We start from the raw sequence: 10105 nt of genomic DNA, 5'->3' as shown, positions 1-10105 counted from the left end.
AGCCTTTTATGGTTCTGCGTTTGTCCACAATTTTGCTATCCTTTGTACCCATATCCACTATCACCTACAGCGGCGTATTTCAAGAGAAATCTTATCATCCTGAGTTTGAAAAGCGCGCCTGCTTAGTGCGTAGAAATCATTTGTTTTTTACTCACTCTTTTGCTATCATGAAAATAGCTGATTTTATTGGCTTTTAAAAATCCGTTTTTGGGAGGGTTTTTTACTCACCTGTTTTATGGATATAAAAACCGTTGCCATATATGCCAGGGTATCAACCGACCGGCAATCAACCGAATCACAAATAAACGCTCTCCGGGAATTCGTCGAGAAACGCTCCTGGAAACTTTTTAGAGAATACATAGACACTGGCTTTACCGGTTCCAATATGAAACGCCCTGCCTTCAATGAAATGATTACAGATGCTAAAAGGCGAAGCTTCGACGTTCTCCTGGTCTACAAACTGGACCGACTGAGCAGATCCCTGAAAGATCTTATAGCCACCCTGGACGACTTGCAGTCTTTGGGGATTGACTTTGTTTCTTATGATAACGGCCTCGATACCACCACGCCGACCGGCAGACTCCTCTTCCATGTTGTCGGTGCCGTGGCTGAGTTTGAAAAAGAGATTATCCGTGAACGTGTAATCGCCGGCCTTCATAACGCCAGGAGCAAGGGTAAGCGCTTAGGCCGACCCCCTGTTCCAGACTTCAGAATAAATGAAGCCAAAGAAATGCGAAACCGAGGCCTTTCTTTCCGGAAAATAGGTAAGGCTTTAGGTGTTAATGAATCAACGGTTAGAGAAAGGTTGAAGGTAAAGTAGTTTTTGTGGGTTTCCTTAATGAAATCTGATGGTTTTTACTTCTGTGCCGGACATGATTTTTATGGCATCTTTGATAAATTTATTGTAACCTGTTACGTAATGGGGTACACTGTTTATGGTAAGTAGCATAAAGCACAAAGGCCTTGTCGCCCTCTACTATGATGACCAAACCAAGGGGGTAAAGCAAGAGTTGGTTAAGCGGCTGCGTCACATTCTTGCTTTACTTGACACTGCCTTTGTTACTGAAGATATGAATATCCCGGGACTACGGTTTCATCAGCTCAAGGGAGACCTTGCCGGGTTTTATTCGGTATCTGTTTCGGGGAATTGGCGGGTGATTTTCCATTTTGAGAACGGACAGGCAACCGATGTTGATTTGATTGACTATCATTAGGAGACATAAACTATGGCTATGAAAAACCCTCCACACCCCGGCGAGATTATACGGGATCTGTGCATCGACCCCCTTGGCCTGACCGTTACAAAAGCCGCTGAAGCCCTTGGCGTAACGCGGAAGACCCTTTCGTTGTTGCTGAATGGGCACGCTGGCATTTCCCCTGAAATGGCTTTGAGGCTATCACAGGCTTTTGGGCGCAGCCCTGAAAGCTGGTTGCAGCTTCAGGGATCATATGACCTTGCCCAGGTGCGGGGGTCCGGCAGCGAGATCCACGTTAAGCCGCTTATGGAGCACGCCCCGTCACATCCATAAAGCCCAACTACTAAGCAAATTGGTTTCCTTATCTTCCCGAGAAATATAAGTTTGTGTGTTTTGTGTTTGTTTGGTTTAGTGTTCTATAAAACCGTTTTATACTGTTTTTAACAATCCATAAATACGCATTTTAAGATAGCTCGAGAGTGGTACTCCTATCCCTTTTGCTTTAGTTTCTGCATCTTTTTTTTCTGTTTGTGTTAAATAAATAGTCACCTTTTCAAGCCTTTCATGATCTTCTTTCCGTGGTCTTCCTCCTGGATTTTTGATGTGCACACTTTTGCTTGTAATAGCGTTTTCATCAACTCCTTCCAGTGTATCAACGCTAACAAATCCAGTCTTACTCATTTTGTTGCCTCCTTCAAAACCTCTCTGAGTTCGTGACGTAGTTTGTGCATCTCCTTTGCGGCCTGTGAGCCTTTGTTATGCTCTATGACGGACTTGCCGGATGCATATGAATCTTGATAATCTACTCTGTATCTTATAACAGTTTTTAACTGTTTAAGACCGTTTATATTATCAACAAACTCGAAAAGGTTTTCTATTTTTTTTACGCTTGTAGTATATGCGCAGTTAATTAACACATGTCCTGTCTTTTTAATTGTATTTAATACAGACATAAACCTGTTCAGACCAAACACCTCTATTTGTGATGGGCGTACTGGAATAACGACAACGTCCGACATGGATAGAACTTCGCGGTTATAATCGCTATCCAAACCAGCGCAATCAACCACCAGAAGTCCGGAATTGCCTTTATATAAATTACAGAGACCGCTTATCTCTTTTACATTGTTCGTGGTTAGTACTGGAATAGGGATTATTAAATTTTGCTCACGTAATTTTGCCCATAACGAAGCTGACCGTTGTAGGTCGAGGTCCAGAATCATGACATCTTTGTAATCAAGCAGCATTGCATATGCCAAGTTAACGGCTATTGTCGTTTTGCCCACGCCACCCTTGGGGTTTGCCACACTTAGTACCATGTTAGTAACCTTGTTAAACTGTTTTAAACATCTTGTTGATAATAATATTATATAATGTTATTGTCAAGCAAATATGGAATTATCAAAAAAGATGCAGGGTAGAATTCAGAAAGTTCTGGAAGAGTATGAAGATCCGGAGCTTGGATTTATGGCGCGTAGCCTGGTCCAAACAACCTTGCCACATCGAGACGTGGGTAAAGTCAATCAGTATTCCAGAGAATCGGGAAATATTACCCTAACCGTACAGCCAGCAATTACCGTAAAAGATGGGAAAGAAATTAATTACGGGATACCGTATGGCTCAATCCCCAGGTTGGTTCTCACGTGGCTTTCTACGGAAGTGGTAAAAACTAAAAACCAAAAAGTTGAACTCGGGGATAGCTTGAGTTCTTTTATGCGTGAACTGGATCTTCTTGTGACAGGAGGGAAGTGGGGTTCAATTCCGCGTCTCAAAAAACAAGTTGAAAGGCTGTTTCGCTCAAGGTTTATGCTGAGCGTGCGACACAATCAAGGGGTAAGCGAAAAAGATTTTGTCCTCGCGCAAGAACGCCATTTTTTTTGGGATGTGGTTAATCCTGATCAAGAAAGTCTCTTCAAATCAAGTATTGTTATTAGTAGCGGATTTTACGAGGAGTTGATTACAAAGCCGGTTCCTATTGATCTAAGAGTTATTAAACTTCTTAAGCAATCGCCTCTTGCAATTGATCTCTATGCCTGGTTGACATATCGCAATAGTTATCTTCAGAAAGAAACACTTATCTCGTGGGAAAAGCTTGCTCTACAATTTGGCAGCAACTATAAAGAAATTAGAATATTTAAACTTAAAGTAGGAAACACCTTAAAAAAACTTTTACATTTATACCCAGCCAGAACAACAATAAGAGATGATGGATTAATGATTTATCCTTCACCGACCTCAATTGCTTCTAAAAACAAAGGAAGTTTTCAACAGTTTTAAGTTTATTGAGACAGTTTTCCACGCATATTTGGTAACGCTTTTACGCATATTTGGTAACGGCTACCTTCACGTAGCCGTTACCTGTCAACGCTTTGCGGCCCCTCTCTTGTAGTTACTTATAGTACTTATAATTCCTTATATCCGTTACGGCGATGATGTTCATAACTTTTTTAAATAGTTTACAGAGAACTAAAATCGAGGGGACATGAGTAATGGAGTAAAAACCTATGCAAGCTATACTTTCGTGGTGTGGTATACTATGTTGGCCGCATTCATCCCGGCAAGTTGAGCAAAAAAATAAAGCGGTTACGCGTGTCGAGAAACAGGTGTTTTCCGTCACACATTCTTCGCGGTCAGAAAAACGATATGAAACCCGGTTAATTTTGTAAGGTGAAAAAAGTATATAAATTAATAGCTTCACCTATCACCCCGTAAACTATGACCTATCACTAAATATAGTGATGTATATCAATGCGTTGCGTGCTATACAAACTATACAAATAACAACAACGGTTGATGTTACTAATAAATTTTGGCAAAAAAGATTGAGTGGCCGGCTTATTGCTGCAGCAGAGTTTGCTTATGTTTCTATCTCGTCAATTTCCATAAAAGGCGGGAGGCGATTTAAATATATCAATTCGAGCTAAAAATCTTTCCAGTATTGACTGCAATTCCATCACTACAATTTTGCTTAGTACTGTTTCTGTTCTGGTGGCGGATTCTTTCAAAACCAAAAACTCTTGATTGTCTATACTTCGCCTCTGTGCATACAAAAAGTCGGTTATTGAACATGTGTTTTTTGGTAATCTGTTGTTGATAAACGCTTTTAAAACCACTTGGCAAAAAAAATTAAGACGGATCGGTGATTCAATTATTATTTTGTCTTTTAGATTCAAGGAAACGAAAATTAACCGTTGTTTACCATCCCCATCTTTATAAACCAGCGTAAAATTGCCGATATCTATTTTGTGTGTATCTCCCATATTACGCCTCGAAATCGAGTAGCCTGCGTTTTGCTTCTTCAACTTTTGAAGTTGGATCGCGCTTTTCGTTGGACAGCAACTTTCGCAATTTCCCCAAAAGCTCATTATGCATTTGCAGCTTAAACTCGTAATGGTTTAACTGTTCCTTATACTTCACTATCTTTTTTTCCCACTCAAAAATATTTATTTGTATTTCTTGGTATTTCTCTTTGAGCAGATTTTCTTTTCTTATAATCTCTGCTTGTTGTTTTTTAATACCATTTGCCGCTTCCTCTATGATCTGTTTCGCTTTTCCATGAGCATTTTTGGTTGTGTTTGCCGCTTCCTCTATGGAGGATTTTGACCATGACTCAAACAGAAAAATCACACAGACGGTAGCACCGGCCATAATGACACCCAGTGTAATATATACAATGTTTTGGTTTAACTGATAATACATCGTAACGCATATCGACAGCAATATTCCTAAAAATAAAACGGCATACTTTTTCATTGTTTTCCCTCGTGCGCATGTAGAAGTTTGGAAACATATGTCGGATGCAGCTTTAGTTTGTGATATTTTTCAATGTAGTCTGCTATTGCCTTGTAGCTCTGTCCCTGCTCTCGCATGATCACGATTTCTGCCATTAGCTGCGTGATTTTCCTTTTTTTCTTGCCCTCTCTCTTTTTTCTGCTCTTTATTTTTTCTGTGTGTCTGATTTTATGTCTTTGTATTCTTTCCATTACTTTTTTTCTTAGGGCTTCAAGGTCGTGATCCCTGTCTTTGTATACCGTCGGGTGTTCTGCGTTGAAAAAATGTTCAGCAGTTTTAATTAGTGATACAAGCGTTATTTGGTTAGGATCAAGTTCTTTCTGTTTGCTCCTGAGTTCGAAATACAGGTCCCTTTGATGCTTGATGGCCTCTATCAGTATTTCTTCAGGTTGCCCGAAAAGCCATGTAAGTTTCTTTTTGTCAGTTTTATTCATCGAAACAATACTAAGAATTTTAACTGAGAATGTCAAGCGTGGAATTAAGAATATATAATAATAATTAAGATAAATAATCTAATAAATAAAATGGTTTAAACAACACACTACAAATACTGCAAAAACCAGCTTTTGGTAACAAAAGCGGGATTACACCAACAAAACATAAATAATATATCTTGACTAAATCTATTTTATTTTCTAAAATAAAAGTATGGATATTATATCATTCTTGTTGTTGTATTGCTCTTGTGTTGTTTCAATGCCCGAAGCGCACAAGAGGCGGCCCTCGTGATTGCAAAAAACCGCAGGGGCAATCCGCGCGTGGGTGAACCACGATAGAGGCTATCGACAGATAGCTATCGAGTGTCGGGTGCAATGCTCGGCGCGTTTCCGATCCGGTTCGGTAAAACTGGAAAGCTGTTAAACTTCAGCTATTTTGTTAAAAAGTGGGTTTACTTAAGCGGTTACCTGCTGATTAAGGCAGGATGGAAAACGAAGAAGATATGAGAGGCGGGACAGGCTACCAGGTAACGAAAGTATTTAACGAATCCGGGATATTCAACCCCGGCACCTCAAAGCATGCCGAAAAAGCGATTGCACGCTCTGAAGGCGCTAAAACCTGGTCCGACCTCGGCAAATCTTTAAATATTTATTCTTACCGTACCGCCGAAGTGTATAAGGACACCTGGCACCAGGCGGCGAACTGGTGCAAAGAAAACCTCGGCGTTCGCGACGTGGAAAAACTACAGGGCGATCACGTCAAGGCATTTTTAGAGTCTCGGATTGCAGACGGGGTTAAATACAGTACGTTTCAGCGGGAATGCGCAGCCCTTTCCAAATTTGAGAATGCCTTAAACATGTATGCTGATCGGGTTGGTAAGGATAGCGGGTACAACTTTAGAGAAACCATAAAAGAGGTCAAAGCCGAAGCCTCACAGGTCCTTGACCGAGCCGTCACAACCCGGGCATACGAAACACCAAAAGCTCTAATTAATGAAATAAGAGATCCCGAACACAAGACGCTGGTTTCTGTACAACACGAGGGCGGGGCAAGGATAAACGAGATTTGGGGACTTGAAAAAGAAGACCTTAAGGGTCTGCGGATCGATGCCTATACAGGTGAAACAAGGGGCTATATTGAAGTTGAGGGCAAGGGCGGCAAGGAAAGGGAAATAGCAGTATCGGAAGACACCTATAGAAACCTTTCTGCGCTCATAGAAGAAAAAGGCAAGCTCGAATTTGACAAAAACGAGTACAGAGAATCGCTAAAAGAAGCTGCTTTGTCATCCGATCAGGACTATACGGGCTCACACGGACTACGCTGGAACTTTGCACAGGAAAGAATGGAAGAATTACAGGAACACACAAACATGACTTACGAGGAAAGATTACAAGAAGTTAGCTGGGAAATGGGGCACGAAAGGGCAGATATAACGGAACATTATCTCTTACGATAACACCTGGGGGTACGGCAACGATTCCATCATTTTGGGGCCGTTTAGTTGTTTTTGTCTGTTCCATCAAAATCGGCATTAATACGAGATATTACCTATGACAGAAAGGTTACAAAACCCCAATGAACCCAGCTGTGAATAAGACGAGAAAAAACCGGAGACGAAATAACTTCCGAGAATCAGGAGAACCGGAAGTTATTCGAGTATTTTCTGCAAAAAACCGGCAGATTTGCCCTCATTTTATGATAAAATACATATTAATTCCAGTGCTAATTAATTAAAGAGTATTTCTATTGGGTAAAAACGCAGCCATGTTTTCATTGGCCCCTGGCTTGACATTGTAACGATTGTCCTCTATACTAAATTACATATTTACATAAATACAGCAACTATGCAAAACGGCGCTAAGATTAAAGGAGGAGGACACTCAATGCCCTGGGCAAAAGTATTAAGAAGCGGTCAAGTCACCTTTCCGAAAGAGGTAAGGGAATCGTTGAACCTCAGAGAGGGCGATATTATTGATTTCCTAATCAAAGGCTCTGAAGTGACAATCCGACCCAAGGTTATGATTGATAAAGAAAAGGCCGAGGTTTGGAAAATGTTCGATGAAATGCATAACAAGATGAAAGGGGAAGATCCGGAGAAGGTTGAAAAACTCATCGAGGAAGCTATCAGAGGGGTACGAAAGGGAAAGATAACTGCCAAGGCCCAAAGGAAATGATTAAAGTTGTTTTAGACACAAACGTTGTAGTGAGTGCCTATTTGGTGCCAGCAGGAAAACCGGCTGAGATTTTATCATTGGCCAGAAAGGGAAAACTCCATATTTTCCTTTCCCGGGAAATTGTTGATGAGATTGAACGAACCCTTTTGAGCCCGAAGCTGAAGAAAATCCACAGGAACACGCCGGAGCAAATCAGTCTTTTTATTGGGGCCTTTAGTAAAGTTGCAACCGTCACGCCAGGCAAAAAATTAGTAGATTTTATTAAAGACGACCCGGACGACAATAAAATATTGGCGTGTGCGCTGGAAGGCGGGGTTGACTATATTGTGTCCGGGGACCATCATTTGACCGATTTGAAATCCTTTCAGGGTATTTCTATCGTCAATCCGCATATGTTCCTACAGGTCATAAGTGGGCAGTTTCCTTGAAATGTTTTAGCCCTTATTAAGGTTTATGGTTATTCTTTGCCAGAGCCTGTAAAAACCGGAAGAGTAGCACCGGGGGGAAGGTAATTATCCTTATTGTCGCGGGCAACAACGAAAGCGCTGCGTATAAAACTAATGTTTTTTACGCCCCGATCATTGCCTAAATCGGATTTCTTCTCCATTATTTCCGTTGTAGTATTTTATTGAGCTGCGCGCAGGAGAATTGTTAGAATTCCGCAAGTTTTATAAATGGCAGTTCCTTGCTGATTCCGTCTTCCGGCCGGACCAAAGATGTTTAGGTGTTTTTCATTTCTATTCCGCAGGCATTCCGTAGAACCCTTCTCATCTGGCCCGATGACTTGGCATATTCCTTGGCAATTTCTATGATCTCGGCATGTTCAAATGCAGCCTTTCTGAGGACAAGCAGCAACGATTCTATTAATGAGAAGCTCCTATTGTCCTTGGCCAATATAATACATGCATCGAGCCATTTTTGCCTGATATCGTTTCTTTTTGGAGCGTATCTGAGGATTTTATAAAGGACAAAATCAGAAAATGCTATGTCTTCATGGAACTTTGGCCACCACGCCTTGAGTATACTTTCAACCTGGATTGAAGACAAGAAATCGCTGACAGCTATATGCAAAGCAGCCTTCCAGTTACGTTCCAATGTTAGTTCAGAGGGGTTTAAAGCCGCAAGGGCGCCCGGAAGGCCACCATCCGCCTCTCTCTCTAATTGTTTCAGGACTTGACGATAGTCATTTGCTCCGCAGGTGCAGCAGTTTTCCAAGGTACACCAATTATGAGTATGTACAGCCCTAACGAGGTCGATGAAGGAGTCGGGCATGGGTTCCCGGTGGACCAGAAATCGCCGCGCACGCTGTGGGGTACTTGGGTAATGATACTCCTTCCTTCCGTATTTATAGCTATTCGATTGCACTACTCTCGGAAACGTCCAGTAGAAGTCCCGCTTTGTCATTACAAAGGGTCCATCGGCCGTGACTACGCAAAACTTATCGTCCTTGTCGAGGGGTTCAATTTCTTTCGCCCTAAAGCACAGCCTTGAACTAGAATAGGTTGTGGCACATCCTATCTGCGCGAAAGGAGAAATAGCTGATTTTCTTGGATAGTTTTGAGCGTCAGACGCAATAACTTCCAAGGTGGGCGAACTGTCTTCGGGGGCAGTGATGGAAGGGATGATACCCGTCAAGGCGTTCCGCATGTTCGCTTCATATTCGTGAACTTTTTTTGCACGCACCACGTAGGAAAAATGCCACATGCGAGAGAGCATCCCCCTGATCCCGGGGAGATATTTAAACAGCAACTCATAGGCAACATTTCCCAAAGCAACGATGCGTTTTGGCCGAACAATATCGATTTCCCTCTCAAAAAACTTAAGGTGATCCTTGAAGTCTTCTGGTAGTTCTTCTCCCCTTAACTCTCCCGAACGACCTCGGCGCTTATAGAGATCAGTCAAATGTGCCCTGCTTGCCCCTATTCCATAGAGTGTGTCATAAAAAGCTCGTCGATTAGGATGAGACTGTTTCCATGGGCTTGTTGATGGCTGGTCACCCACGATAAATAAAGGATCATCGCCCAGGAATCCCTGAACCTGGTCCTCTGTCGGAAATCGCCACCAGTCACGATGTGAATCAATGATGGAGGCCAATACTAAGAGTTGTTCTCTGACCGAAACCATTTGATTAGAAGTCATCGGATCCCCGGGGGTTAGCAATTAATATGCTGCTACCTATAGTGTCTGCTGTTTTTGGAACAGTGTCATCTTTTTTAACGAATATTTTGCCCTGCCTAATTTTCGATTTGTACCATGCGTAGTGAGACTTTTTCCACCTGCTGTCCGGGAAATGTGTTTTTACCAGTTCAGTCAACTCTTCATAGCTCGGCATCTCACCTTTGGAGTTGAAAGCGTCCACAACCAAGCCTTTTATGGTTCTGCGTTTGTCCACAATTTTGCTATCCTTTGTACCCATATCCACTATCACCTACAGCGGCGTATTTCAAGAGAAATCTTATCATCCTGAGTTTGAAAAGCGCGCCTGCTTAGTGCGTAGAAATCATT

At 42.0% G+C, this 10105-nt stretch carries 16 protein-coding genes; 8 read left to right on the top strand and 8 right to left on the bottom strand.

The features are described from left to right. The 4 genes from Q7J27_07525 to Q7J27_07510 form a co-directional block, all read left to right on the top strand. On the top strand, nucleotides 1-197 hold a 197-nt coding region (locus tag Q7J27_07525; GenBank protein ID MDO9528991.1), incomplete at its 5' end, for a hypothetical protein. A gap of 38 nt (nucleotides 198-235) precedes the next feature. Next, a complete protein-coding gene (locus Q7J27_07520; protein MDO9528990.1) occupies nucleotides 236-820 on the top strand; it encodes a recombinase family protein in 585 nt (194 codons plus the stop codon). A gap of 115 nt (nucleotides 821-935) precedes the next feature. Beyond that, the gene (locus Q7J27_07515) at nucleotides 936-1214 is read left to right on the top strand and encodes a type II toxin-antitoxin system RelE/ParE family toxin (GenBank protein MDO9528989.1); all 279 of its coding nucleotides are present in this window, start codon (nucleotides 936-938) and stop codon (nucleotides 1212-1214) included. A 12-nt stretch (nucleotides 1215-1226) separates the two neighbouring features. After that, the gene (locus Q7J27_07510; GenBank protein ID MDO9528988.1) at nucleotides 1227-1529 is read left to right on the top strand and encodes a HigA family addiction module antitoxin; all 303 of its coding nucleotides are present in this window, start codon (nucleotides 1227-1229) and stop codon (nucleotides 1527-1529) included. 96 nt (nucleotides 1530-1625) lie between these two features. On the opposite strand, the gene Q7J27_07505 is transcribed toward Q7J27_07510, so the two are convergent. Further along, complete coding sequence (locus Q7J27_07505) at nucleotides 1626-1877, bottom strand: hypothetical protein (GenBank protein ID MDO9528987.1); 252 nt, start codon at nucleotides 1875-1877, stop codon at nucleotides 1626-1628. Next, nucleotides 1874-2515 (bottom strand): ParA family protein, encoded by a 642-nt coding sequence (locus Q7J27_07500; GenBank protein ID MDO9528986.1) that lies wholly within the window; start codon nucleotides 2513-2515, stop codon nucleotides 1874-1876. The genes Q7J27_07505 and Q7J27_07500 overlap by 4 nt, the downstream gene beginning before the upstream one ends. A 73-nt stretch (nucleotides 2516-2588) precedes the next feature. On the opposite strand from Q7J27_07500, the gene Q7J27_07495 reads away from it, so the two are divergent. Beyond that, nucleotides 2589-3473, top strand: a complete 885-nt coding sequence (locus Q7J27_07495; GenBank protein MDO9528985.1) for a replication protein RepA — start codon at nucleotides 2589-2591, stop codon at nucleotides 3471-3473. A gap of 596 nt (nucleotides 3474-4069) precedes the next feature. Here the strand turns inward: Q7J27_07495 and Q7J27_07490 are convergent. Genes Q7J27_07490 through Q7J27_07480 form a run of 3 tightly spaced genes read right to left on the bottom strand, consistent with a single transcriptional unit; the run spans nucleotide 4070 to nucleotide 5422 of the window. Beyond that, a complete protein-coding gene (locus Q7J27_07490; protein MDO9528984.1) occupies nucleotides 4070-4456 on the bottom strand; it encodes a hypothetical protein in 387 nt (128 codons plus the stop codon). 1 nt (nucleotide 4457) lies between these two features. Further along, complete coding sequence (locus tag Q7J27_07485; protein ID MDO9528983.1) at nucleotides 4458-4949, bottom strand: hypothetical protein; 492 nt, start codon at nucleotides 4947-4949, stop codon at nucleotides 4458-4460. After that, a complete protein-coding gene (locus tag Q7J27_07480; GenBank protein MDO9528982.1) occupies nucleotides 4946-5422 on the bottom strand; it encodes a hypothetical protein in 477 nt (158 codons plus the stop codon). Before Q7J27_07480 ends, Q7J27_07485 begins: the two co-directional genes overlap by 4 nt. Before the next feature lie 488 nt (nucleotides 5423-5910). On the opposite strand from Q7J27_07480, the gene Q7J27_07475 reads away from it, so the two are divergent. The 3 genes from Q7J27_07475 to Q7J27_07465 all read left to right on the top strand — a co-directional run bounded on the left by Q7J27_07475 (nucleotide 5911) and on the right by Q7J27_07465 (nucleotide 8028). Further along, nucleotides 5911-6882, top strand: a complete 972-nt coding sequence (locus tag Q7J27_07475; GenBank protein MDO9528981.1) for a site-specific integrase — start codon at nucleotides 5911-5913, stop codon at nucleotides 6880-6882. A 427-nt stretch (nucleotides 6883-7309) separates the two neighbouring features. Continuing rightward, nucleotides 7310-7600, top strand: a complete 291-nt coding sequence (locus Q7J27_07470; GenBank protein ID MDO9528980.1) for an AbrB/MazE/SpoVT family DNA-binding domain-containing protein — start codon at nucleotides 7310-7312, stop codon at nucleotides 7598-7600. Next, nucleotides 7597-8028 carry a putative toxin-antitoxin system toxin component, PIN family gene (locus Q7J27_07465; GenBank protein MDO9528979.1) on the top strand — a complete coding sequence of 144 codons (432 nt, stop codon included), beginning with the start codon at nucleotides 7597-7599 and terminating at the stop codon, nucleotides 8026-8028. Before Q7J27_07470 ends, Q7J27_07465 begins: the two co-directional genes overlap by 4 nt. A 29-nt stretch (nucleotides 8029-8057) precedes the next feature. Here Q7J27_07465 and Q7J27_07460 read toward each other — a convergent pair whose 3' ends face one another. The 3 genes from Q7J27_07460 to Q7J27_07450 form a co-directional block, all read right to left on the bottom strand. Further along, nucleotides 8058-8207 carry a hypothetical protein gene (locus tag Q7J27_07460; protein MDO9528978.1) on the bottom strand — a complete coding sequence of 50 codons (150 nt, stop codon included), beginning with the start codon at nucleotides 8205-8207 and terminating at the stop codon, nucleotides 8058-8060. Between the two features lie 113 nt (nucleotides 8208-8320). Continuing rightward, nucleotides 8321-9739 (bottom strand): uracil-DNA glycosylase family protein, encoded by a 1419-nt coding sequence (locus Q7J27_07455; protein ID MDO9528977.1) that lies wholly within the window; start codon nucleotides 9737-9739, stop codon nucleotides 8321-8323. Next, nucleotides 9729-10016 (bottom strand): hypothetical protein, encoded by a 288-nt coding sequence (locus Q7J27_07450; GenBank protein ID MDO9528976.1) that lies wholly within the window; start codon nucleotides 10014-10016, stop codon nucleotides 9729-9731. Before Q7J27_07450 ends, Q7J27_07455 begins: the two co-directional genes overlap by 11 nt. Nucleotides 10017-10105: the final 89 nt, after the last annotated feature.

This window comes from Syntrophales bacterium (assembly GCA_030655775.1).
In the GTDB taxonomy this organism is placed as follows: Bacteria; Desulfobacterota; Syntrophia; order Syntrophales; family JADFWA01; genus JAUSPI01.
Note: the sequence above shows the minus strand (reverse complement) of the source record. Positions and strands in the feature narration are given on the sequence as shown.

What these genes read in the sequence shown, in the direction of transcription:
- Q7J27_07515 (MDO9528989.1), top strand. Translation starts at nt 936, where the DNA reads ATGGTAAGTAGCATAAAGCACAAAGGCCTTGTCGCCCTCTACTATGAT.
- Q7J27_07485 (MDO9528983.1), bottom strand. Translation starts at nt 4,949, where the DNA reads ATGAAAAAGTATGCCGTTTTATTTTTAGGAATATTGCTGTCGATATGC.
- Q7J27_07500 (MDO9528986.1), bottom strand. Translation starts at nt 2,515, where the DNA reads ATGGTACTAAGTGTGGCAAACCCCAAGGGTGGCGTGGGCAAAACGACA.
- Q7J27_07450 (MDO9528976.1), bottom strand. Translation starts at nt 10,016, where the DNA reads ATGGGTACAAAGGATAGCAAAATTGTGGACAAACGCAGAACCATAAAA.
- Q7J27_07475 (MDO9528981.1), top strand. Translation starts at nt 5,911, where the DNA reads ATGGAAAACGAAGAAGATATGAGAGGCGGGACAGGCTACCAGGTAACG.
- Q7J27_07520 (MDO9528990.1), top strand. Translation starts at nt 236, where the DNA reads ATGGATATAAAAACCGTTGCCATATATGCCAGGGTATCAACCGACCGG.
- Q7J27_07495 (MDO9528985.1), top strand. Translation starts at nt 2,589, where the DNA reads ATGGAATTATCAAAAAAGATGCAGGGTAGAATTCAGAAAGTTCTGGAA.
- Q7J27_07455 (MDO9528977.1), bottom strand. Translation starts at nt 9,739, where the DNA reads ATGACTTCTAATCAAATGGTTTCGGTCAGAGAACAACTCTTAGTATTG.
- Q7J27_07510 (MDO9528988.1), top strand. Translation starts at nt 1,227, where the DNA reads ATGGCTATGAAAAACCCTCCACACCCCGGCGAGATTATACGGGATCTG.
- Q7J27_07470 (MDO9528980.1), top strand. Translation starts at nt 7,310, where the DNA reads ATGCCCTGGGCAAAAGTATTAAGAAGCGGTCAAGTCACCTTTCCGAAA.
- Q7J27_07480 (MDO9528982.1), bottom strand. Translation starts at nt 5,422, where the DNA reads ATGAATAAAACTGACAAAAAGAAACTTACATGGCTTTTCGGGCAACCT.
- Q7J27_07505 (MDO9528987.1), bottom strand. Translation starts at nt 1,877, where the DNA reads ATGAGTAAGACTGGATTTGTTAGCGTTGATACACTGGAAGGAGTTGAT.
- Q7J27_07460 (MDO9528978.1), bottom strand. Translation starts at nt 8,207, where the DNA reads ATGGAGAAGAAATCCGATTTAGGCAATGATCGGGGCGTAAAAAACATT.
- Q7J27_07465 (MDO9528979.1), top strand. Translation starts at nt 7,597, where the DNA reads ATGATTAAAGTTGTTTTAGACACAAACGTTGTAGTGAGTGCCTATTTG.
- Q7J27_07490 (MDO9528984.1), bottom strand. Translation starts at nt 4,456, where the DNA reads ATGGGAGATACACACAAAATAGATATCGGCAATTTTACGCTGGTTTAT.